The following is a 22,244-nucleotide window of genomic DNA, read 5'->3' on the forward strand; positions in this document are numbered from 1 at the left end:
GGCCGCGGGTCAGCGCACGGTGGCGGTCTGCGGCGCGGGCCGGGTCTCGGCGGTGTCGGACGGGTCGGTGTGGGCACCGCGGCGGGCGGTGCGGGCGAGCAGGAGGGCGGCCAGGGCGAGCGCCGGCACCCCGGCTACCAGGATGAAGCCGGCTTCGAAACCGATGGCGGCCAGCAGCGGGCCGACCAGCAGCGGCGAGACGAACTGCCCGGCGAAGGTGGCGGTTCCCGACAGCGAGGTGGCCTGGCCGCGGACGGCCTCGGGGACGCCCTCGCCGATCAGCACGGTCACCACCGGGAAGAACACGCCCTGTCCCAGGCCGAAGAGGACCGGAACGAGGAAGAGCAGCACCGGCTGGCTGGTCACGGCCAGGAGAAGGAAGGTCACGACCCACAGGGCGACGGCGGTGTGCAGCAGGGTGCGCTCGCCGAACCGTTCGCGCAGCGGGGCGTAGCCCAGGCCGATCAGGCTCATCACGGCGGACATGGCCACGGTGTAGAGGGAGACCAGCATCGGGCTCTTGACGCCCGCCTCGGCCAGTTGCTGGGGCAGGAAGACCATCAGCGCGTACAGCAGCAGGGAGGAGAGGAACTGCAGGCCGTACCAGGCGAGGAGGATCCGGTGGCGGCGCAGCAGGGCCAGGGCGCCCATGGGCCGGCCGGCCCGGCCGCCGGCGGGCGCGGTGTGCTTGGGGAGGATCGCGACGGTGGCGAGGCCGAGCGGGACGGCGATGAGGTAGATCGCGAAGGGCAGGTGCCAGGAGACGCCGCCCACGGCGCCGGCGGCCAGCGGCCACACGACTCCGCCGAGGCTGGTGGCGGTGGACCGCCAGCCCATGGCGCGGTCCTTGGCGCGGCCCTGGTAGAGCGAGAGCAGGGCGACGGTGGTGCCGGCGAAGACGAAGGAGGCGCCGGCGCCGAAGATCAGGCGGCTGACGATCAGCGCCGGGTAGCTGTCGAGGAGTGCCCCGGCGCCGCCGGCCACGCCGTAGACCAGCAGGCCGGCCGCGAGCGGCACGCGGGTGCCGAAGCGGTCCAGGAGCCGCCCGGCGAACGGGCTGACCAGGGCTATCCCGAGGCTGTGGACGGTGACGACGAGCCCGGCGGCGGTGCCGCTCACGCCCAGGTCGCCGCGGAGGACCTCGATGACCGGGGAGAGTACCGAGCCGGCCATGACGGTCAGGGTGGAGGCGAAGAGCAGGAGGGGGAACACGCCCGTGCGGGGCGAGCTGGTGGCGGCGGTCATCGGGCCACTCCGATCGCGAGGGGGCGCACGGTGGCGCGGGTGGGCAGGCCGTGGTTGGTCAGGCGCAGGACGCGCCCGTTGAAGGCCATGAGGGGCTGGATGAGGCCGTCGACGCAGACGAGGAAGGCGAGGGTGCCGATGCCGACCGGGCCGCCGAGCAGCCAGCCGAGGGTGAGCAGGACGCCCTCGATGCCGACCTTGGCGAGCCAGAACGGCACGTTCAGACGCTGGTTGAAGCTGATGACGAGCAGGTCCATGGCGCGGATGCCGGTACCGCTCATGATGATCAGCGCGGAGCCGTAGGCGCACAGCAGGACCGCGGTGACCAGCGCGGGCACCGAGGCGAGCCAGCCCAGGTCGGCCAGGCGCATCAGGTCGATCAGCGAGCCGCAGAGCAGGAAGGTCACGAAGGGCATCACGACCGGACGGCGGCGGTTCCACACGGACCACACCAGGATGCAGACGGCGGCGATGGCGGCCTGTGCCAGCCCGATCGTTCCCGGCAGGTGCTCCAGCAGCCCGAGGGAGAGGACGTCGAGCGGGTCCACCCCCATCCCTGCGTGGATGAAGAGCGTGGCTCCGGCGGCGAAGACGACACAGCCGACGAGGTAGAGCGCGAGGCGCGGGAGCCGGTTGTGGAGGGTGGCGGGGGCTTCGGTGCGAGAGGGGGCGGAAGTGCTGGACACGACGGTCTCCCGGGGCGAGGTGTGGGGATCCGGCTGCCGCCCGCGGCAACGGGCGGCGGGCGCTCAGGCGTTGACGAAGATGAGGTTGTTGCCCTGCGGGTCGGTGATCTCGAAGCGCTGACCGGTCTTGTGCGGGGCGATGTCGGTGACGCCCAGGTCGGACAGGGCTTCGTGGGCGGCGGGGATGTCGACCTCGGTGAACGCGATGCTGATCGGCTGGTCGCCCTTGGTGTTGGTGACGATCAGCTCGCCGCCGTGCCCGGTGTCGAAGACGAAGGTGGTGCCCGGGTACTCCTGCAGGACCTTCAGGCCCAGCCGGTCGCGGTAGAAGGCGACCATGGCGTCCAGGTCGTCGCAGAAGAGCTTGGTGACCGTGAGCTTGCCGAACATTGTGGTGTCCTTTCGGAAGGTCCCGGGCCGGCCGGGGAGTGCCGGCGGAAAGAGAGGAGGTGGGACGGGAAGCGGGGTTCCGCGGGGGTTCCCGGCGGCTCCGACACGAAGTAAACTACACCGTGCAGTTCACCTTGTAAACCGTCCAGTGCAATTTGAGGAGTCCGGCCTGCCATGACGCCTGCCGCCGCCCCCCGTACGACCCCCGAAAACGCCCCCACCGGCCGCCCCGGAAAGCGCGCCGCCATCGACTGCGCGGCCCGCACCGTCTTCGGGAGGGAGGGCTACAGCCGGGCCAGCGTCGACGCCATCGCCGCCGAGGCGGGCGTCTCCAAGCGCACGATCTACAACCACCACCAGGACAAGGAGCACCTCTTCCGCGCCGTGGTGCAGCAGAGCTCGCAGGCCGTCGCCGAGCACCAGGAAGAGCTGATCGACCGCCACCTCGGCGACCCGGGGGCGGACCTCGCCGCCGCGCTGACCGCCCTGGGCCACGCGCTGGCCGTCCCGCAGACCGACTTCGAGAGCCACTTCGCGCTGGTCCGCGTGATCTTCGCCGAGGCGCCGTACCTGCCGCCCCACGTCCTGGAGAGCTGGCGCGGCACGGGCCCGGGCCGGGTGCGCGCCCGGCTGGCCGAACGGCTCGGCGGGCTGGTGAAGGCCGGCGTGCTGCGCGACCGTGTCGCCCCGGAGACGCTGGCCCTCCAGTTCACCCAGCTGGTCACCTCGGAGGTGTACGAGCGCTCCTTCCACGGGGCGCTGCCGCTGGCCGAGGACGAGACGACGGCCCTGGTCGAGTCCGGCGTCGCGGCCTTCCTCGCCCTGCACGGCCCCGCCTCCTGAACCGCCGGGCGGGCTCAACCTAGGTGCTATCAACCGGCCCGCGCGGCCCGCGTCGTGCCACTGTGCTCTGGGCAGCGCCCGAGGGGCGCATCGACGGGGGTCATGCCCGTACTCCGTCGTACGCACGGGCGGAACCGCAGCGCCGCGGCCGCGTCCGCACCCTCCTCGCAGCCCGCGTCCGCCCGCGAACTCAGGAGGAGCCCGTGTCACAGACGGTCAGAGCACTCCCCCATCCGGCGCTGCCGTCACCGGTACGCCCCGGCCCGCCACCACTCACCGCACAGCCGGCCGGGCCGTGGCGGGTGCTCGTCGTCGAGAACGACGCCCGCACCGCCCAGACCCTCACCCGGAGCCTGGAGCGCCACGGCCACCGGGTCAGGACCGCCGCGACCGGCGCCGCCGCGCTGCGGGAGCACCACCACGCCGACGTGATCCTGATCGACCTCGAACTGCCCGACGTGGACGGGCTGGAGATCTGCCGGTCCATCGCCGCCGTGTGCGACACCCCGCTGCTCGCCGTCACCGCCCGCGACAGCGAGGTCGACCGGGTGCTCGGGCTCCAGGCCGGTGCCGACGACTACCTGGTCAAGCCCTACGGGTTCCGTGAACTGCTGGCCCGCATGGGCGCGGTGATGCGCCGGGCCCGCCCCGCGGCCACGGCCGGCGCGGTCCTGCAACTGGGGCCCCTCGTCGTCGAGCAGACCACCCGCACCGTGCACCTGCACGGGCGGCCCGTCCCGCTCACCCGCAAGGAGTTCGACCTGCTGCTCCTGCTGGCCTCCCGGCCCGGCGCCGTCGTCACCCGACGGCAGATCCTCCAGCAGGTGTGGCAGGACACCGACACCCCGCGGAGCCGGACGCTGGACACCCACGTCAACGGACTGCGCCGCAAGCTCGGCTCCGGCGACTGGATCGTCACCGTGCGCGGTGTCGGTTTCCGGCTCGGCCAGCCCCGGAACGCCCTCTCCGGCGAAATGAGGTCCCCCGCATGAGCCCCACCGGTACCGGCCTCGTCCCGCGCCGCTGCCCCCGCCCGCGCGCCACGGCCGTCGTCCGGCCGCGCACGACCGCTGCGCGTGCGCCCCTGACGGTCACGGTACGGCGGCGGCCACGCGGTACGGCCTCCCGGCCACGGGGCGGGCCCGGCCGGGAAGCCGCCGGCTATCCGTGCGAAGCGGACGCCGGCTCGTCCTCCGCCGGGCGGGCCGCGCCGGACGGGACGGACCGGATACCGGCCCGCCGGCCGCGCGGGGCTGCGACGGCGCAGGCGGCCAGCGCCCCGGCCAGGCAGACCGCGCCCGCCACCCACAGGCCGCTGCGGGCGCCGGCGGCGCCGGCCAGCCAGCCCGTGAGCAGGGCGCCGATCGGGGTGGTGCCCTGATAGATGACGGTGTAGAGCGCCATGACGCGCCCCCGGTAGGCGGCCTCGGTCCCCAGCTGTACGCGGTGGTTGGCCGCCTGCGAGAAGACCATCATCGCGAAGCCGGTCAGGGCCAGCGACAGCAGTGCGACGGGGAACGTGGGCGCGAGCCCGGAGCAGATCTCCGTGACGCCGAAGGCCACGGCCGAGGCCAGCACGAGCCGCTGCCCCGGCCGGCCGCGGCGCATGGTGGTGACCAGCGCCGCCAGCAGGGAGCCGGCCGCCATGGCCGCGGTCAGCAGTCCGAAGGTGCCGGCTCCCGTGTCGAAGACCGTCCTGGCCAGCAGCGGCAGCGTGACCTGGAAGTTGAAGCCGGCCAGCGCCAGCAGGGCGACCAGGGCGAGCGGCAGCAGCAGGTCGCGCCGCGCGGCGACGTACCGCAGCCCCGCCACGACACCGCCGCGGGCCGCGCGCGCGGTGCCCCGGTGCAGCTCGTGCGGGCGCATCAGGGCCAGCGCGGCCACCGTGCCCAGGTAGCTGGCCGTGTTCAGCACCAGCACGGCCGGGGAGCCCCAGACGCTGATGAGCCCGCCGGCCGCGGCAGGCCCCAGCACCCGCGCGGTGTTGAAGTACGCGGCGCTCAACGCCGAGGCGTTGGGCAGCAGTTCACCGCCGACCATCTCGCTGACGAAGGACATCCGGGCCGGGATCTCCACCGCGTTGACCACGCCCAGGGCCGCCGCGCAGCCGATGATGTGCCACAGCCGCAGCCCGCCGGCGAGCGCGACGGCCGCCAGCAGCCCGGCCAGCAGGGCGGCGGCGAGGTTGGCCGCCAGCAGCAGGCGGCGCTTGTCGTAGCGGTCCGCCAGCCGCCCACCCAGGAGCGTCAGCAGCAGGACGGGGGCGAACTGGGCGGCGGTGACGGCGCTGAGCGCAGCGGCCGAGTCCCCGGTGAGCCGCAGCACGAGCCAGTCCTGCGCCGTGAACATCATCCACGTACCGGTCACCGAGGCCAGCTGCCCCAGCGTGAACAGCCGGAAGTTGCGCACCCGCAGCGACGCGGTCATGCCGCGGAGCACGCCGCCGCCGGTCATCGGGCGCCCGCCCCGGCACGCGCCACGCACTCCTCCAGGAACGCCAGGACACCCAGGTGGTAGCCGCGCGCCGTCCGGCCCAGGCTGATGTTGTGGCCCGCGTCGGCCAGTCGCTCGACGCGGACGAGGGGCGAGGCCAGCCGGGCGGTCATCGCGTCCACGGTCCACCGGTCGGAGCGCCACCACTTCTCGTGCTCGGCGAAGGTGAAGCGCACCGGCACCCGGACGTCGCGGGCGACCGACGGATAGGTACGCGGCCAGCAGGGCACGTCCCGCAGCTCGTTGCGGGGTATCGGGCCCACGAGCGGCTCGGCCATGCGGAACGTGCCCGGCGGATACAGGGCCAGCGGGCCCCAGTGCAGCCGGTGGCCGCGGCGGCCGACGGGGTCGGCGAGCCGGTCGGTGCCGACGGCCCAGCGGTCGCTGATGCCGGACACGTCGACGCCGAGCAGCCGCGGCCCGCCGTCGCCGCCGTCCCGGGCCGCGGTCATCAGGGCGAGCTTGCCGCCCATCGAGTGCCCCAGCAGGAAGAAGCCGGCGCCCACCGGGTGTTCACGCGCGTGGCTCGCCAGCGCCGCCCGGATGTACCCGGCCTGCTCGGCGAGGGGCAGGCCGTCGGGCAGCGCGGCCGCCGAAGCACCGTACCCGGGCCGGTCCAGGGCGAGTGCCGCGTAGCCGCAGGAGGCGGCGAGGGAGAGCATCGAGGTGGCGGGGTCGGCCCGGCCGTGGAAGTAGCCGGCCCGCATGCCGCCGCCGTGCAGCGCGACGAGCACGGCGCGCGGCGGGCCGCCGGACGGCAGGGCGAGCAGCCCGGACAGGCGGAACGGGCCCGCCTCGACCTCGACGGGCCGGACCGGATCGTCCTGCGGGGTGGCGGGTGGTGCCGCGGACGGCGAGAGCTGGGGCATGGCGGGGCTCCAAGTCGGGTGGGTGCCCGGTGGCGGCACGGAACGCGGAGGGCGGGCCGGGGCGGTGCGGAGGCGGACGTGCGCGGGCGGGCGCCGGGAGAACGGCGCCCGCCCGGGGTGCGGCCGGTCAGTCCGTACCGCGGATGATGTGCGGTTCGGCGTCGAAGTCGTCCTCGGCCTCCAGGGGCGGCAGCTGCCACCCCGACCGTTGCGGACCGGTGTCCTCGACGGGGCCGGGGGCTTCCTGTGTCACGGTCACGGTGTCTTCCTCCTCGTACGGCGCGGCGTCAGGCGGCCAGTTCCTGCCAGCTGCGCGGCCCGGAGCCGCGCTCCACGCGCTCCAGGCGGCGCCAGCCCGCGGTGACGGGCCGGACCGGCGCGGGGTCTTCGGGGGCGGCGGCCATGACCCTGAGCAGGACGGCGGTGACGGCCGCCAGCTCCTCGGGGGAGGGCGAGCCCTTCTCCACCCGGATCACGTCGCGTGCTGCGTCCACTGCGTTCTCCTCACTGGGGCGGGTTGCCGTGCTTGCGGGCGGGCAGGCCGGCGTGCTTGCTGCGGAGCATCGCCAGCGACCGGGCGATGACCTGCCGCGTGCTGCGCGGGTCGATGACGTCGTCCACCAGACCGCGCTCGGCGGCGTAGTACGGGTGCATCAGCTCCTCGCGGTACTCGCGGATCTTCTGGGCGCGGGTGGCGTCCGGGTCCTCGGCGGCGGCGATCTCCCGGCGGAAGATGACGTTGGCCGCGCCCTCCGCGCCCATGACGGCGATCTCGTTGCTCGGCCAGGCCAGCGCGAGGTCGGTGCCGATCGAGCGGGAGTCCATGACGATGTACGCGCCGCCGTACGCCTTGCGGAGCACCAGGGAGATCCGCGGGACGGTGGCGTTGCAGTAGGCGTAGAGGAGCTTGGCGCCGCGCCGGATGATGCCGTTGTGCTCCTGGTCGACGCCGGGCAGGAAGCCGGGGACGTCCACGAGCGTGACGAGGGGGATGTTGAAGGCGTCGCAGAACTGCACGAAACGCGCGGCCTTTTCGCTGGCCTCGATGTCCAGGACGCCGGCGAAGTGGGCGGGCTGGTTGGCGACGATGCCGGCCACCTCGCCGTCGAAGCGGGTCAGGGCGCACACCACGTTGCCCGCCCAGCCCGGCTGCACCTCGAAGAATTCGCCGTCGTCGGCGATCTCCTCGATCACCCGGCGGATGTCGTACGTGCGGCCCGGCTCGGCCGGCACCACGTCCAGCAGCTCCTCGCACGACCGGTCGACGGGGTCGGTGGCCGGTGCGGAGGGCGGCAGTTCGCGGTTGTTGGACGGCAGCAGCGAGAGCAGGTAGCGCACCTCTTCGAGGCAGGTCCGCTCGTCGTCGTACGCGAAGTGGGCCACGCCGGAGGTCTCGGCGTGCACATCGGCGCCGCCCAGCCCGTTCTGGGTGATCTCCTCGCCGGTCACCGCGCGGACCACGTCGGGCCCGGTGATGAACATCTGCGAGGTGTCGCGGACCATGAAGACGAAGTCGGTCAGCGCCGGGCTGTAGGCGGCGCCGCCCGCGCACGGGCCGAGCATCACCGAGATCTGCGGGATGACGCCGGAGGCCTTGGTGTTGCGCTGGAAGATGCCGCCGTAGCCGGCGAGCGCGGAGACGCCTTCCTGGATGCGGGCGCCGGCGCCGTCGTTCAGCGACACCAGCGGGGCGCCCGCCTGCAGGGCCATGTCCATGATCTTGTGGATCTTCTGCGCGTGCGCCTCGCCGAGCGCGCCGCCGAAGATCCGGAAGTCGTGCGCGTACACGAAGACGGTACGGCCGTGCACGGTGCCCCAGCCGGTGATCACACCGTCGGTGTAGGGCCGCTTGTCCTCCAGGCCGAAGCCGGTCGCACGGTGCCGGCGGAGCGGCTCCACCTCGGTGAACGAGCCGTCGTCCAGGAGCAGTTCGATGCGTTCGTGCGCGGTGAGCTTGCCGCGGGCGTGCTGGCGCTCGGTGGCGGCCGGATCAGGTCCCTGGCGGGCCATCTCCTTGAGTGTTTCCAGCTCCGCCAGGTGGGCCTCGGGCGGCAGCACGGTCGGGGTGACATCGGTGACGGTCACGGAGATCTCCTCTTGCGGGTCGGTGGGTTACGTCCGGTCGCCGCCGAGCCGGTCAGCCGGCGGGCAGCGGGGCCGGGGCGCCGGTGCCGGCCGGCACGGACGCGCCGCCGGGCAGCAGGACGGCGGCCGGCAGCCGGTGCACGGCCCGGGGCGCGTCGGCCGCGCCCCGGTAGGCGACGGCCCCGTCGTGGTGCGGGCCGCAGTCGATGTCCAGGAGGGACCAGCCCGGCGGCCGCCGGGCGGCGTCCGCGCCGAGGTAGTCGGCGGCCGGCGACCTGCTGAGCCCGGTGCCCAGTGCCTTCAGGTACGCCTCCTTGCGCGTCCAGATGCGGCCGAAGGCGGCGCAGTGGCCGGGCGGTGGTACGTCCTCGATCTCGGCGCGTTCCGCCGGGTGGAGCGAGCGGGTGCACACCTCGACGGTGCCGGGGCGTGGCCGGCGCTCCACGTCGGCGCCGACGGTCTCGGAGGCGACGGCGACGAGGACCATGCCGCTGCTGTGCGAGAGCGAGAAGTGCAGCGGCGGGTCGGGGTGGGCGACGGCGGGCCGCCCGTGCGGGCCGCCGCAGCCCGGACACGGCTCGCGGACGAACGGCACCCGGTCCGGGGCGAGTCCGAGGTAGTGGCCGAGGACCCGGCGCAGGGCGATGTGCGCGGAGACGTACAGCACCCCGTCGTGGGGCCGGGTGAAGGAGCGGCCGCGGGCCTGCTCGCGCTCGTCCAGTTCGGAGCCGTCGAGCAGCGGTCCGAGCTGTTCGGGGCGGGGCAGGCGGAGCAGCCAGGCGTCGAGGAAACCGTTCATGCGGACTGCCCGGTGCGGTGGCCGTGGCCGGCGGGGCCGAGCTGTCCGGTGAGGCAGTCGATGAGCTCCCGGGCGCTGTTGGCCAGGAGCAGCATCTGGAGGTTCACCTCCACCTCCAAGGCGCGTTCGATGCGGTTCTGGAGGTGGAGCCCGGCGACGGAGCCGATGCCGAGGCTGTTCATCGTGCGGCCGTCCACGCCGATGTCGCGGGGCGCCACGCCCAGGACGCGGGCGAGCTCCCGGCGCACGTAGGCGTCAATGATCCGGGTGCGCTCCGCCAGGGGCAGCGTCACCATCACGGACCGGCCGGGCACCGCGACCTCCGGTCCGAGGAGGTCGTCGCCGGCCTCGTCGTCGAACTCCCAGCCGTCGACGTCCCACGCGTCGACGTCCCAGGTCTCGCTGTCCCACGTACCGACGTCCCAGGCAGCCGGGGTGTCTTGGACGGTCATCTGACTTCCTTCTGTGCGGCGTGGACGGGGGCAGGTACGGCGGTGCGTGCGGGCTCCGGTGCCGCGGCGGCACCGGCCCCGGGCCCGGCGGTACGGCGGCGGAGGCCCGCCAGTGCCGTGACCACGCCGAGCAGGCCGACGGCGGCGACGAGCAGATGCGCGGGCCGCTGGTCCGGTGTCCCCGAGCCGGTCGTCAGCAGCGCGGCGGCCAGCGCGGGCATGAGGACGGCACCGGCCTGGACGGCTGTCTGGTACGCCGCTCCCGCGATCGCCTTGCCGGCGTCGGCCGCCTCCGAGACGGCCTGGGTGTTCAGCGCGGTGAAGGCCAGCACGAAGCCGGCGCCCACCAGCAGCAGGCTGGGCAGCAGCCCGGTGACGTACGAGGTGTCCTCGCGCAGCAGCAGGAGGTGTCCGGCGAACGCGGACAGCGAGCCGAGGGCGATCAGCCGCCGGGCCCCGAAGCGCTCGACCATCGCCCCGGAATGCAGTGCCGTCAAGGCCAGCGGCACGCTCGCGGGAAGGAAGGCCAGCGCGGCGCCCAGCGGGCCGAAGCCGAGCTGGTCCTGCAGCCGGAGCGTGGCGAGGAACAGCATGCCGAGGTAGGACCCGTTGAGGCAGGCGGCACCCAGGGCCGACCGGCCCAGCGCGGTGCCGCCGCGGACGGACCGGGGCAGCAGCGGGGCCGCCGACCGGCGTTCGCTCACCACCAGCAGGACCAGCAGGACCGCGGCCGTCAGCAGCAGCCCCGTCGTGCGCGGGCCGGTCCAGCCGCCGCCGGGCGCCCAGGCGAACGCGCCGGCCAGGGCCGCCGTACCGCCGGTCAGCAGCAGGACGCGTCCCAGGGGCAGCGGCTGCCGCTCGTCCGGTGCCACGGGCTGCTGCGCGGGGATGAGCCGCAGCCCGGCCAGGAACAGCACGGCCACAACCGGAGCGGGGGAGGCCAGCGTGAGGCGCCAGTCCCAGCCGGTCAGCACGCCGGAGAGGACCAGGCCCGCGGTGAAGCCGCTGGCGCCGAAGAGCGTGTAGACGGAGATCGCGCGCCGCCGCACGGGCCCCGCGGGGAAGACGGACATGATGATGGCGAGCCCCATCGGTGCCGTCAGCGCGGCACAGCCGCCCTTGACGAAGCGGGTGGCCACCAGCAGTACCGGGTCGGTGGCGGCGCCCGCGACGAGGGACGCGACGGCGAAGACGGCCAGCGCGCCCAGGTACAGGCGCCGCCGGCCCCAGCGGGCGGCCAGCCGCGGCCCGAGCAGCAGCAGACCGGCGAAGCCCAGGGCGAAGCCGCTCATGGTCCACTGCGTTCCGGCGGGCGGCAGGTGCAGGTCGGCGCCGATGGCGGGCGCCGCCACGACCAGTGCGGACACCTCCAGGGCGTCGATGAGCATGTTGCCGGCGAGGACGGTCAGCAGGCCCCGCCGCCGGGAACCGGCGGCGGCCGGCCCGGAGCGGGGCACGGAAGGAGTCGTTGGCGTCATGGTGGTCTTCCCGAGGCGAGAGGGGGCTGGTCCTGGGGGCGCGGGGTCCGGACGTCCGGGTGTCCGGACCCCGCTGCCGGCGCGTGCGGCCGCGCCGGCCCGGCCGGTTCAACCCAGCAGGGTGCCGCCGCTGGCGTCGAGGAAGGCGCCGGTGACCCAGCGGGCGTCGTCGGTGGCGAGGAAGGTGACGACGTCGGCGACGTCCTCGGGCTCGCCGACCCGGTTGAACGCGGAGAGCTGTGCCATCTGCTCCACCGCCTCGGGGATGTCGAACACCGGGTTGCCGTTGCGGGTGATGCCCGGCGCGACGCTGTTGACCGTGATGTTGCGCGGCCCCAGGAGCTTGGCGAAGTGCAGCGCGAGCTGCTCGACCGCGCCCTTGGTCATCGCGTAGGCGATCTCCTCGGGGTTGGCGAAATGGGTCAGCCCGGAGGAGATGTTGATGATCCGGCCGCCGTCCGGCATGTTCTTCAGCGCGCGCTTGATGAGGAAGAACGGCGCCTTGGCGTTGACGGCCACCAGCCGGTCGAACTTCTCGGGCGTCGTGTCGTCCACGGAGACGCCGCCCATCTCACCGGCGTTGTTGACGAGGATGTCCAGGTCGGTCCCGCCGGAGCGCTCCTTCAGGCCCGCTTCCAGGCCGAGGAACAGCTCGTGCACATCGCCGGGCACACCCAGCTCGGCGCGGACCGTGAACGCCCGGCCGCCGTCCTTCTCGATGAGGGCGACGGTCTCGGCGGCCGCCTCCTCGTTGCTCGTGTAGTGCACGGCGACCAGCGCGCCCTCGTGCGCCAGCCGCCGGGCGGTGGCCCGCCCCATGCCGCGGCTGGAGCCGGTGACCAGTGCCGTCTTTCCGTTGAGCCTGCCCATGGTGTTCCCTCCCTGTGCGGCCGCCGGCGCGGCCGTGTTCGTCAGTGGTGCCTCGCCCGGCCGGGTCAGGCCGAACCAGCGGTGCAGTGCGTCGTCCAGGCCGTCGGCCGTCCGCCCGGTCCATGCGACGTGGCCGTCGGGCCGGACCAGGACGGTGCCGGCCCCGGCCAGCGGGTGGCCGTCCGCTTCGCCGTCGAGCCGGGCGGACAGCACGGTGAGCCGGTCGGTACGGCCGGCCGCCGCCTGCCGCAGCGGTGCTTCGGCGTCCTCCTCGCCGGACAGGTCCAGCAGCAGGCCGCGGCCGGTGCGCAGCAGGGCCGCCGCGGTGGTCGCGCTGCCGTCGGCGCGGACCAGCGGGGTGTGCGGGAGCCGGGCACCCAGCAGCGGGTGGCTGCCGGGGCCGACGTCGTACCGGATGTCCAGGCCGGAGATCATCCCCGCCAGGTGGGCGCGTACCGGCTCCTTGGCGATCAGTTCGGCGACGACGGAGCGCAGCGCCTCCACCTCGGGGCCGCCCAGCAGCAGCATGGCCTGCGCCTGGATGTTGGACCGTACGCGGGCGCCGACCGCGTGCCGTTCGTCGTGGTAGCTGTCCAGCAGGCCCTCGCTGCCGAGCCTGCGGACCTGGATGGCCAGTTTCCAGCCGAGGTTGACCGCGTCCTGGAGACCCAGGTTCAGTGCCTGGCCGCCGATGGGCATCTGCTGGTGCGCGGCGTCGCCGGCCAGCAGGACGCGCCCGTCGCGGTAGGCCGTGGCCTGCCGGTCGGCGTCGCCGAAGGCGTTGACCCAGAGCGGGGTGCCGCCGCTGATGTCCTCGCCCGTCACCCGCCGCCACACCGTGGCGACCTCGGCGAAGTCCGGGTCGCCGGTGCGCTCGCCGGCCGGGCGGCCGAACTCGTGCACCATGACGCGGGTGACGCCGTCGTTCCGCCGGGCGGCGATGGCCAGCCCCTTCTCCAGCCGCTCGAAGCGACGGTCGGGGATGTCCAGGCCCGCCACGTCCGCGCGCAGCAGCTCGCGGCCCGCGTCCCGGCCGGGGAAGTCGGAGCCGGCCAGGCGGCGCACGATGCTGTCCTCGCCGTCGCAGCCGACGACGCACAGCGCCGAGAGGGTGACGGTCCGGCCGTCCCCGGTCACCGCCTCGACCTCGACCCGGTCGTCGAGGACCGACAGACCGCGCACCTCGTGGCCGCGGCGTACGTCGGTGCCGAGCGACCGGACCCACTCCCCCAGCAGTTCCTCGGTGCGGTGCTGCGGGACCTTCCACTGGCCGGGGTGGCTGCTGTCGAGGGTCAGGTCCAGCGGGATGCCGCCGAAGTGGCCGCGCGGTTCGCGGGGCGGGGTGCCCAGCTCCGCCAGCAGGCCGCGGGAGTCGAGGATCTCCATGGTGCGGGCGTGCAGGGTGGAGGCCCGCGACTCGGTGGTGGGGGCCGTGCGCTGTTCCAGCACGACGACCTCGGCACCGCCCAGCCGCAGTTCTCCGGCGAGCATCAGCCCCACGGGCCCCGCACCGACGACGATGACCTGGGTGTCCAGTGCGGCCATGTCAGCGACGCGCCTCGGCGTAGTCCTTGGCGTAGCCCAGCGTGGCCCGGCTGTTGGTGCTGAGCGCGGTGCGCACGTACTCCTTGGCCTCCGCGACGCCGGCGTCGGCGCCGAGAATCCTGGTGATGTTGGCGGTGTTCAGGACGACCGTGTGCTGCGACGTCGCGGCCACGCCCTCGTCGGTCTCCTCGAACGTCCACCGGCCGGTGTGCAGGGTCATCAGCGCCGGCAGCGTGACCTGCTTGTACGCGATCTTCTGCTGCGGGAAGCAGACCCGGTAGGACTTGGTCGTGTGCGTGGAGCCGTCCTTGGCACGGGTGTCCATCTCCAGGCTCTGCAGCCCCGGGACGTCCTCCTCCAGGCGTACCGAGGCGACGTGCGGGAGCCGCTCCTCCCAGTGCTGGGCCTCGTTGATGAAGTCGTAGGCGTCCTTGGCGGAGCCCGCGATGCGGACCGTGTCCTCGAAGGAGAAGGTCAGCTCCGCCGAGGCGTGGGCGAGTTCGACGTTCTCCTTCAGCGCGGCCAGCTCGGACCGCGAGTTGCGGTCGACGGCCTCGTCGATCCACTGCAGGGAGGACGGGTCGTCGTCGATCGCGCGGTAGTCGTGCAGCAGCCGGATCCTGGACTCGCCCTCGCCCAGCGGCTCGATGATCCAGGCGCCGCCCATGGCGGCGACCGGCGGCGCGGAGACCTCCTGGCGGAAGGTGATCCGCAGGGCCTCGGGGTCCAGGGTGCGGCGGGACGTCCAGTTCTTGGCCGTGCCGTTGGCGGTGGCCCAGATCCGGATGCGCTCCTCGTTGCCGCCCTGCTCGACGTGGTCGACGTAGAGGGTCGGCGGGAAGATGCGGGGCCAGTTCTCCACCTCGGCGAGCAGGCGGTAGACCTCGGCGGCGGGGGCCTGCACGGTGATCTCGTGCTCGACCTCACGGACCGTCATGGTGAACTCCTTGGGGAAGTGAGAAGGGGGATCAGAAGTTGCCGAGGCCGCCGCAGACGTTGAGCGCCTGCGAGGTGATGGAGGCGGCGGTGTCGGAGGCGAGGTAACCGACCAGGCCCGCGACCTCCTCCGGGGTGGAGTAGCGGCCGAGCGGGATCTTGGACTGGAACTTCTCGAGGATGGCGTCCTCGGTGGCGTTGTAGGCCTCGGCGTAGCCCTGGCGGACGCGCTGGGCCATCGGGGTCTCGACGTAGCCGGGGCAGACGGCGTTGACGGTGATGCCGGTCGGGGCCAGCTCGTTGCCGAGGGCCTTGGTAAAGCCGACGACGCCGTGCTTGGAGGCCGAGTACGGGGCGCCGAGGACGACGCCCTGCTTGCCGGCCGTGGAGGCGATGTTGATGATGCGGCCGCGGCTCTTGTGACGCATGCGACCGGTGTTGAGCACCTCGCGGGTCATGCGGAAGACGCTGTTGAGGTTGGTGTCGATGACGTCGTGCCACAGCTCGGTGGCGATGTCGGCGGTGACGCCGCCGCCGCTGCGGCCGGCGTTGTTGACCAGGACGTCGACGCTGCCGTGGCGGTCGACGGCGGTCTGCACGAAGGCGTGCACGCTCTCGTCGTCGCGGACGTCCAGCTCGGCGCCGTCGGCCTCGATGCCGTCCTCGCGCAGCTGCTTGACGGTCCGCGCCACGTTCTCGGCGTTGCGGGCACCGAGGAAGACGGTGTGGCCCTGCTCGCCCAGCAGGCGGGCTGCGGCCAGGCCGATGCCGCTGGTGCCACCGGTGATGAGGGCGAGACGCCCGGAGGTGCGGGACATGGAGAGGCTCCTTGGGTCGGGTCCGGCCGGTGCCGGGAGGGAGGGAGAGAAACCGCCCGGGGCGGCCGCGGCGGGCGCGGCCGCCCCGGAACGGGGTCAGGCGGCGGCGAGGGCCAGGTGGGCGTTGACCACCTCGACGAGCGCGCGCGGGGTGGTGGCGTCGGTCAGCGCGGAGTCGTCCAGCGTGATGCCGTACTCGCGCTCGATGCGGCCGCCGGTCTCCAGCAGGGCCAGCGACTCGTAGCCCAGTTCCTCGAACTCGGTGTCGAGGATGTCGCCGTTGAGGTCGACGCCCTCGTCGGCGCCGGCGCCCTCCAGGAGGATGCGCTTGAGGTCGTCCAGGGTGAAGACAGCAGACATGTGCGTTCCTTCAAGTTCGGAGTTCGGGTGTGTCCCGCGCCGTTGCGGGGCACGGCAGATGGTCAGCCGTCGGCGCGGAGCACGACGGCGGAGTTGAAGCCGCCGTGGCCGCGGGCCAGCACCAGCGCGGTGCGGACCTCGGCGGTGCGCGGCTGGCCGACGACCAGGTCGAGGTCGTAGGCCGGGTCGGGGTCGGTGTGCACGGTGGGCGGGATGAGCCCCTCGTCCATCGCCAGCAGCGCTGCGGCGACGTCGAGCGGCGCCGCGCCGGAGTACAGGCGGCCGGTCATGGTCTTCGGTGCCGTCACCGGGACGCCGCGGGCGCCGAAGACGGTGCGCAGCGCGTCCGCCTCGATCCGGTCCAGCTCCACGGTTCCGGCGGCGTCGGCGAAGACGACGTCCACGTCCTGCGGGCGGCAGTCCGCCTCGCGCAGGGCCAGCTCGATCGCGCGGCGCAGGCCCGGCTCCCCGCCGGTGCCCGGCTTGGGGTCGAACGTCGCGGCATAGCCGACGAGTTCGCCGTAGATCCGGGCGCCGCGGGCGCGGGCGGCCGCGGTGTCCTCCACGACGAGGAGAGCGCCGCCCTCGCCCGGCACGTGGCCGCGCGCCGCCGCGTCGAAAGGCACGTAGGCGCGGTCGGGGTTGTCGCTGGTGGACAGGCGGCCGCTGGTCAGCTGGGCGGCCCAGCCCCACGGGCAGACCGACGCGTCGACGGCGCCCGAGACGATCAGCGGGGTGCCCTTGCGGATCTGCCGCCGGGCCTGGGCCAGCGCGTCGAGGCCGCCGGCCTGGTCGCTGACGAGGACGCCGCTGGGGCCCTTCATGCCGTTGCGGATGGAGATCTGTCCGCTGTTGACGGCGTAGAACCAGGCGAAGGACTGGTACGCGCTGACGTACTGGCTGCCCCGGCTCCACAGCTTCTGCAGCTCGTTCTGGCCGAACTCGAAGCCGCCGGAGGAGCTGGCGGTGATGACGCCCATGTCGAAGGCGGGCTGCTCACCGGGGTCGATGCCGGCGTCGGCCAGCGCCCAGTCCGCCGCCACCAGCGCCATGCGCGTCATGTGGTCGGTCTGCGGGATCAGCCGGCTGGGCAGGTGGGCCTTGGCGTCAAAGCCGGGCACCTCGCCGGCGAGCGTCGCCGGGTAGGAGGAGGGATCGAAGCGGGTGACGCGGCCGATGCCGCTCTTGCCGATCCGGGTGGCCGCCCAGAAGTCCTGGGTGCCGAGGCCGTTGGGAGAGGCGACTCCCAGGCCGGTCACTGCCACGGAGGTGGTCATGCCTCGCTCCTCTCGGGCCGGGCGAGCACCATCGCGGACTGGAAGCCGCCGAAGCCGCTGCCCACGGTCAGCACGGCATCGGTGCGCTGCTCGCGCGCGGTGACCGGGACGTAGTCCAGGTCGCATTCGGGGTCGGGGGTGTGCAGGTTGGCCGTGGGCGGCACGACGTGGTGCTCCATGGCCAGCGCGCTGGCGGCGATCTCGATGGAGCCGATGGCCCCGAGCGAGTGGCCGACCATGGACTTGATGGAGCTGACCGGCGTGGCGTAGGCGTGGTCGCCCAGGCTCTTCTTGAACGCGGCGGTCTCGTGGCGGTCGTTCTGCTTGGTGCCGGAGCCGTGCGCGTTGATGTAGTCGATGTCCTCGGCGTTCAGCCGCGCCTCGGCCATGGCGACGCGGATGGCCTCGGCCATCTCCGCGCCGTCGGGGCGCAGGCCGGTCATGTGGTACGCGTTGGAGCGGGTGGCGTAGCCGGCGATCTCGGCGTAGATGTGCGCGCCGCGCGCCTGCGCCGCGGTCAGCTCCTCCAGGACGAAGAAGGCCGAGCCCTCGCCCAGTACGAAGCCGTTGCGGGTGTTGTCGAAGGGCCGGGAGGCCGTCTCGGGGCTGTCCTGGCGGGGCGTGGTCGCCTTGATCGCGTCGAAGCACGCCATCGTGATGGGCGAGATGGGGGCATCCGAGGAGCCGGCGATCATGACGTCGGCGCTGCCCTCGCGGATCAGCTCGACGGCGTGGCCGACCGAGTCGATGCCGGACGTGCAGCCGGTGGAGACGACGGTGGCCGGGCCCTGCGCGCCGGTCGCCCAGGCGACCTCGGCGGCGAAGGAGCTGGGTACGAGGAAGTCGTACAGGTGCGGCACGCCGTAGGTGTGGTCGACCAGGTCCAGCCGGCCGCCGTCGCTGACGGTGCGGTACTCGGTGTCCAGGCCCATGGTGGCGCCGACGGCGCTGCCGACGGTGACCCCGGTGCGGAACGGGTCGAGGTCCGCGAACTCCAGGCCGCTGTCGCCGACGGCCTCACGGGCCGCGACGACGGCGAACTGGGCGGCCCGGTCCATCCGGCGGATCTCCTGCGGGGACAGGCCGTGCAGCTCGGGGTCGAAGTCGATCTCCGCCGCCACCCGGGAGCGGAAGGAGGAGGCGTCGAAGAAGGTGATGCCGCGGGTCGCGGTGCGGCCCTCGCTCAGCAGGCTCCAGAAGTTCTTGGTGCCGACACCGCCGGGGGCGAGGACCCCGATGCCGGTGATGGCGACGCGTCGGGCGCTCACGCGGAGGCCTCCCAGTTGTAGAAGCGGGTCGCCATCGCGTCGGCGGGCGAGCGCCAGGTGGCCGGGTCGTACGCCTCGATGAAGGGCTTGAGGTCGTCGCTGATCTGCACGAAGCGGGGGTCGGTCTTCGCTTCCTCGATGAGCTCGCCGCCGTTGTCGGCGTCGAAGTCCTGGAGGTGGAAGTAGAGGCCCCGGTACGAGAACAGCTGGCGGCGGCGGGTGCCCATGCGGTGGGGCATCTCCGTGCCGTCGAACTCGCCGAAGAGGCGGGCGACGTCCTCCGCGGACTGCGGGTTCATCCGCGCGACGATGAGGGTGCTGTGCATGAGTGGGTTCTCCTTGTCGGCCGGTGGGAGTCCGGCGCTGCGGTCGGTGCGGAGGTGCTTTCAGCGGGCGGGGCCGAACCACCGCTCCAGGGACATGGGCAGGTCGTGGTGGCTGCCGGGGGCGGCCCAGGCCACGTAGCCGTCGGGGCGGACCAGGACGGCGGTGGTGCCGGCCAGCGCGCTGTCCGGGGCCGGCCGGCCGGTGGCGGTGACGATGTCGACGCGGTCCGCCCAGCCGGCCGCGCGGTTCCGCAGGACGGCGTTGTCGGTCAGGTCGAGGAGGACGCCGCGGCCGGGGTGGAGCAGCGCGGTGCTGCTCGTGGTGCGGCCGTCGGCGCGGGTCAGTTCCAGGTCGGGCATGCGGCGGCCGAGCAGCGGGTGGGTGCCGCCGCCGGCCTCGTACCGGATCTCCAGGCCGCTGACCATCGCGGCGAGGTGCTTGCTGACGTCCTCGTAGCCGATCAGCTCGTTCAGCACGTCGCGCAGCGGCTGGATCTCGGCGCCGGAGAGGAACAGCAGGCCCTGGGCCCGGGTGTTCATCAGGAGGCGCCGGCCCACCGCGTGCCGCTCGTCGTGGTACGTGTCCAGCAGGGCCTCGGGGGCGCGTCCCTGGGCGACGGCGGCGAGCTTCCAGCCGAGGTTGACCGCGTCCTGGATGCTGGTGTTCATGCCCTGGCCGCCGGCCGGCAGGTGGATGTGGGCGGCGTCGCCGGCGAGGACGACGCGGCCGCGGCGGTACTGGGTGACCTGGCGGGTGGCGTCCCCGAAGGAGCTGACCCAGACCGGCTCGCCGTGCGAGATGTCCTGGCCGGTCACGCGCTTCCAGCCGGCCACGACCTCCTCGAAGGAGGGGGCGCTGCTGCGGCGCTGCGGCGGGGTGCCGCGCTCGCAGAGGATGAGGCGGGTGATGCCGCCGGGCAGCGGGCCCACCATGACCATGCCGCCCTCGAAGGTCTCGCCGATCATGCGCGGGTCCAGGTCCAGGCCCTTGACGTCGGCGAGGAACATCTCCAGCGTCGACGCGGTGCCGGGGAAGTCGAACCCCGCCGCCTTGCGGACGGTGCTGCGGCCGCCGTCACAGCCGACCAGGTAGCCGGTGCGCAGCGTCTGCGTGTCCCCGCCGGGCGTCCGGACGGTGACCTCGACCGCGTCGCCCTTGTCGGTGAAGGAGACGAGTTCGTGGCCGCGGCGCAGGTCGGTGCCCAGCTCGCCGACCCAGGCCTCCAGCACCTCTTCGGTCTGCGACTGAGGGATGGTCTTGGCGGCCTGGTGCGCACCCTCCAGTACGCCGAAGTCGACGGGCAGGCCGCCGAAGTGGCCGACGTTGCTGGTCTCGATGTCGCCGAAGCGGGGCAGCAGCCCGCGCTGGTCGAAGATCTCCATGGTGCGCGCGGTGAAGCCCAGGCCGCGGGACTCACCGGTCCGCTCGGGCAGGCGCTCCAGGACGATCACGTCGACCCCGGCGAGCCGCAGCTCTCCCGCGAGCATGAGGCCGGCCGGGCCGGCCCCCACAACTATCACTGCAGCGTCCATTGCCTCTTTCTCCTTGGGTGGGCGAGTGGTCCCGTCGGGGCGCGACGGTCCGCGCCGTCGTGCGGCGGCCGCGGTCACGCGTCGGCGAAGACCGGCAGCAGGGGGGCGGGGAAGACTCCGGTGCCGGCGGCGGTGGTCACCAGGCGGCGGCACAGGGCGGTGAGCCGGGCGACGCCTTCGGCGCCCAGGTGTGCGTAGGGAGCGGCGTCCAGGCGGTCGGTGTCCCGCTCGACCTGCGCCCGCAGCTCCAGACCGCGGGCGGTCAGCGCCCCGGCCGTGTCCATGAGGCCGCGGTCGCGCAGCCGTTCCTCGGCGGCGATCCAGTCCTCGTCGGTCCAGCCGCGCTTGGCCATCACGAAGGCGCGGGGCATGCCTCCGGGTCCTGCGGAGTGCGAGACCAGCCCGTCCAGGCCGGCCAGTCCCGCGTGGCTCAGTACGGCGAAGTGCCCGTCGCCGCGGTACTCCCGCAGCAGCGTCGCGGCGTGCCAGAGGGCCAGGTGCGGCCGGTCCGGTACGGGCAGGTCGGCGTGGGCCGCGTACAGCGGGCGGCCGGCCCGCTCGCACCCTTCGGCGGCGCGCAGGGCAAGTTCGGCCGCCTCGGCGGTCTCGGGCGCCTCGGCGAACTCCTCGCCCAGGCAGCGGCGCAGGGTCGTGTCGGCGGCGCGCAGCCGTTCGGCGAGCACGACGGCCGGGGGCACCCGGTCCCAGAAGGCCGGGAAGTGGCCGGCGATCAGCCGGTGGGCGAAGCCGTTGGTGACGGCGGTGAGGGTGCCCGGTCCGGCGGGGCCCAGGGCCGCGGTCCGGGCGGCGAAGTAGCCGGCCATCGGGTCGTCGACGCCGTGGACCGCCAGGTTCTCGTCCAGGTCCGGGGTGAAGTAGAGAAGTGAGTGGAGGGAGTTGAGGTAGAACTGGCAGCGGTTGGCGGGGGTGGCGTCGATGGTCACGGGCGCACCGCGCTGTGGTGGAGGTGGTAGCGGGTGTAGCCGATGGGCCGCACCCCGGGGATGGCCTCGTAGGCCGCGCGGGCCCGGCCGGAGCAGGCGTCCCGCAGGAAGGTCTCGTGCGCCTCGTCCGAGGTCCACTCCGCGTAGTTCAGCACCCGGGTGCCGTCGACGCTGCTGTGGAAGTGCGTACCGAGCAACCCGTCCTGAGCGTAAGGGCCTTCGCGGCCGACGGTGCCGATGATCTCCTCGATCACATGGCGCTGGCGCAGCGGGCCATCGGTGTCGAAGGACGCGGCGACCATGCAGCCGGGGGGCTCGGCGGCGGCACCGGCCGGGACGAAGCTGCGGTGCAGCCGGTACTCCACCGCCTCCGCGCAGGCGGCCCCGGCCAGCGACCGGGTGAAGGGGCGGTAGGCGGTGGCGGAGGCGCACTGGGCGTAGGTCAGTACGGTGTCGCCGGCGTCGCTGAGGTAGCTGCTGAAGGAGAGGATGTCGTCCGGCCACTCGGCGGTCTCCCACTGGGCGGTGACCTCGTCCAGGTCCTTCAGGGCCGTGGTGCGGTCAGGTGTGTACCAGTGGCTGACGAACACCGCCACGGCCCCGGCATGGCGTACGTCCGGGAGGGTCGGATGGCACAGCAATTTACTGCCCTCTCTTCTGGCGGTGGTCCAGGAACGGCTCGGCGGTGGATCGGGAACGGCGCGGGATGCGGTGCGCCGGGCGGTCGGCCGGGCCGGCCCCGTAAATTCGCTCCGGATTTTCCGGGAGAATGCCGAGTTAATTCTTCCCGGCCGGCCGGAGGTTTTCCCTGGCGGCCGATATCTCTATTCTCGCCGCCCGGTCCGCACCGCTCAAGGCATTCCGTGTCAGATGAATGTCAACTTGCGTCAGGTCTTCGCGGCCGGACCGGTGCGGTTTTTCAGTCCTTGATTTCGCAGATGACGGCGCCGGCGGTGAGGGAGGCGCCGACCTCGGCGGTCAGGCCCTTGACGGTGCCGGAGCGGTGGGCGTTCAGCGGCTGTTCCAT

At 73.5% G+C, this 22,244-nt stretch carries 23 protein-coding genes; 2 read left to right on the forward strand and 21 right to left on the reverse strand.

Annotated elements, in window-relative coordinates:
- Positions 1-9: 9 nt before the first annotated feature.
- The 3 genes from ACIGQF_RS36680 to ACIGQF_RS36690 all read right to left on the reverse strand — a co-directional run bounded on the left by ACIGQF_RS36680 (position 10) and on the right by ACIGQF_RS36690 (position 2,321).
- Complete coding sequence (locus ACIGQF_RS36680; RefSeq protein WP_399719841.1) at positions 10-1,245, reverse strand: MFS transporter; 1,236 nt, start codon at positions 1,243-1,245, stop codon at positions 10-12.
- A complete protein-coding gene (locus tag ACIGQF_RS36685) occupies positions 1,242-1,931 on the reverse strand; it encodes a YitT family protein (protein ID WP_399719844.1) in 690 nt (229 codons plus the stop codon). The genes ACIGQF_RS36680 and ACIGQF_RS36685 overlap by 4 nt, the downstream gene beginning before the upstream one ends.
- Positions 1,932-1,994: 63 nt before the next feature.
- Positions 1,995-2,321, reverse strand: coding sequence for a VOC family protein (locus tag ACIGQF_RS36690; RefSeq protein ID WP_399719846.1), 327 nt, complete (start codon positions 2,319-2,321; stop codon positions 1,995-1,997).
- Between the two features lie 174 nt (positions 2,322-2,495).
- On the opposite strand from ACIGQF_RS36690, the gene ACIGQF_RS36695 reads away from it, so the two are divergent.
- Both ACIGQF_RS36695 and ACIGQF_RS36700 read left to right on the forward strand, forming a co-directional pair.
- Positions 2,496-3,164, forward strand: a complete 669-nt coding sequence (locus ACIGQF_RS36695) for a TetR/AcrR family transcriptional regulator (protein WP_399719849.1) — start codon at positions 2,496-2,498, stop codon at positions 3,162-3,164.
- A 203-nt stretch (positions 3,165-3,367) separates the two neighbouring features.
- A complete protein-coding gene (locus tag ACIGQF_RS36700) occupies positions 3,368-4,156 on the forward strand; it encodes a response regulator transcription factor (RefSeq protein ID WP_399719852.1) in 789 nt (262 codons plus the stop codon).
- Positions 4,157-4,325: 169 nt separating this feature from the next.
- Here ACIGQF_RS36700 and ACIGQF_RS36705 read toward each other — a convergent pair whose 3' ends face one another.
- The 18 genes from ACIGQF_RS36705 to ACIGQF_RS36790 all read right to left on the reverse strand — a co-directional run bounded on the left by ACIGQF_RS36705 (position 4,326) and on the right by ACIGQF_RS36790 (position 21,813).
- Positions 4,326-5,618 carry an MFS transporter gene (locus tag ACIGQF_RS36705; RefSeq protein WP_399719855.1) on the reverse strand — a complete coding sequence of 431 codons (1,293 nt, stop codon included), beginning with the start codon at positions 5,616-5,618 and terminating at the stop codon, positions 4,326-4,328.
- Positions 5,615-6,526 carry an alpha/beta hydrolase gene (locus ACIGQF_RS36710; RefSeq protein WP_399719858.1) on the reverse strand — a complete coding sequence of 304 codons (912 nt, stop codon included), beginning with the start codon at positions 6,524-6,526 and terminating at the stop codon, positions 5,615-5,617. Before ACIGQF_RS36710 ends, ACIGQF_RS36705 begins: the two co-directional genes overlap by 4 nt.
- Before the next feature lie 127 nt (positions 6,527-6,653).
- Entirely contained in the window at positions 6,654-6,785 is a 132-nt protein-coding gene (locus ACIGQF_RS36715) for a hypothetical protein (RefSeq protein WP_399719860.1), read from the reverse strand.
- 28 nt (positions 6,786-6,813) lie between these two features.
- Complete coding sequence (locus ACIGQF_RS36720; RefSeq protein WP_399719863.1) at positions 6,814-7,020, reverse strand: acyl-CoA carboxylase subunit epsilon; 207 nt, start codon at positions 7,018-7,020, stop codon at positions 6,814-6,816.
- A gap of 10 nt (positions 7,021-7,030) precedes the next feature.
- On the reverse strand, positions 7,031-8,536 hold the full coding sequence (locus ACIGQF_RS36725; RefSeq protein WP_399719904.1) for an acyl-CoA carboxylase subunit beta: 1,506 nt from the start codon (positions 8,534-8,536) through the stop codon (positions 7,031-7,033).
- A gap of 127 nt (positions 8,537-8,663) precedes the next feature.
- Positions 8,664-9,410 (reverse strand): 4'-phosphopantetheinyl transferase family protein, encoded by a 747-nt coding sequence (locus tag ACIGQF_RS36730; RefSeq protein ID WP_399719864.1) that lies wholly within the window; start codon positions 9,408-9,410, stop codon positions 8,664-8,666.
- A complete protein-coding gene (locus tag ACIGQF_RS36735) occupies positions 9,407-9,862 on the reverse strand; it encodes an acyl carrier protein (RefSeq protein WP_399719867.1) in 456 nt (151 codons plus the stop codon). The genes ACIGQF_RS36730 and ACIGQF_RS36735 overlap by 4 nt, the downstream gene beginning before the upstream one ends.
- Complete coding sequence (locus ACIGQF_RS36740) at positions 9,859-11,340, reverse strand: MFS transporter (protein ID WP_399719869.1); 1,482 nt, start codon at positions 11,338-11,340, stop codon at positions 9,859-9,861. The genes ACIGQF_RS36735 and ACIGQF_RS36740 overlap by 4 nt, the downstream gene beginning before the upstream one ends.
- Positions 11,341-11,448: 108 nt before the next feature.
- Complete coding sequence (locus tag ACIGQF_RS36745; protein WP_399719872.1) at positions 11,449-13,755, reverse strand: SDR family oxidoreductase; 2,307 nt, start codon at positions 13,753-13,755, stop codon at positions 11,449-11,451.
- Between the two features lies 1 nt (position 13,756).
- Positions 13,757-14,692, reverse strand: a complete 936-nt coding sequence (locus ACIGQF_RS36750) for an aromatase/cyclase (protein ID WP_399719875.1) — start codon at positions 14,690-14,692, stop codon at positions 13,757-13,759.
- A 31-nt stretch (positions 14,693-14,723) separates the two neighbouring features.
- The gene (fabG, locus tag ACIGQF_RS36755; protein ID WP_399719877.1) at positions 14,724-15,509 is read right to left on the reverse strand and encodes a 3-oxoacyl-ACP reductase FabG; all 786 of its coding nucleotides are present in this window, start codon (positions 15,507-15,509) and stop codon (positions 14,724-14,726) included.
- 96 nt (positions 15,510-15,605) lie between these two features.
- Positions 15,606-15,869, reverse strand: coding sequence for an acyl carrier protein (locus tag ACIGQF_RS36760; protein WP_361567928.1), 264 nt, complete (start codon positions 15,867-15,869; stop codon positions 15,606-15,608).
- Positions 15,870-15,931: 62 nt separating this feature from the next.
- Entirely contained in the window at positions 15,932-17,146 is a 1,215-nt protein-coding gene (locus ACIGQF_RS36765; protein WP_399719880.1) for a ketosynthase chain-length factor, read from the reverse strand.
- On the reverse strand, positions 17,143-18,414 hold the full coding sequence (locus ACIGQF_RS36770; protein ID WP_361567922.1) for a beta-ketoacyl-[acyl-carrier-protein] synthase family protein: 1,272 nt from the start codon (positions 18,412-18,414) through the stop codon (positions 17,143-17,145). The genes ACIGQF_RS36765 and ACIGQF_RS36770 overlap by 4 nt, the downstream gene beginning before the upstream one ends.
- On the reverse strand, positions 18,411-18,740 hold the full coding sequence (locus ACIGQF_RS36775) for a TcmI family type II polyketide cyclase (protein WP_361567920.1): 330 nt from the start codon (positions 18,738-18,740) through the stop codon (positions 18,411-18,413). The genes ACIGQF_RS36770 and ACIGQF_RS36775 overlap by 4 nt, the downstream gene beginning before the upstream one ends.
- Positions 18,741-18,800: 60 nt before the next feature.
- Positions 18,801-20,273 carry an FAD-dependent monooxygenase gene (locus ACIGQF_RS36780; RefSeq protein ID WP_399719884.1) on the reverse strand — a complete coding sequence of 491 codons (1,473 nt, stop codon included), beginning with the start codon at positions 20,271-20,273 and terminating at the stop codon, positions 18,801-18,803.
- Between the two features lie 74 nt (positions 20,274-20,347).
- The gene (locus tag ACIGQF_RS36785) at positions 20,348-21,217 is read right to left on the reverse strand and encodes a hypothetical protein (RefSeq protein ID WP_399719886.1); all 870 of its coding nucleotides are present in this window, start codon (positions 21,215-21,217) and stop codon (positions 20,348-20,350) included.
- Positions 21,214-21,813: a hypothetical protein gene (locus ACIGQF_RS36790; RefSeq protein WP_399719888.1), complete on the reverse strand. Its 600-nt coding sequence runs from the start codon at positions 21,811-21,813 to the stop codon at positions 21,214-21,216. The genes ACIGQF_RS36785 and ACIGQF_RS36790 overlap by 4 nt, the downstream gene beginning before the upstream one ends.
- Positions 21,814-22,244: the final 431 nt, after the last annotated feature.

The organism is Streptomyces sp. NPDC053560, assembly GCF_044544605.1.
Classification (GTDB): Bacteria; Actinomycetota; Actinomycetes; order Streptomycetales; family Streptomycetaceae; genus Streptomyces.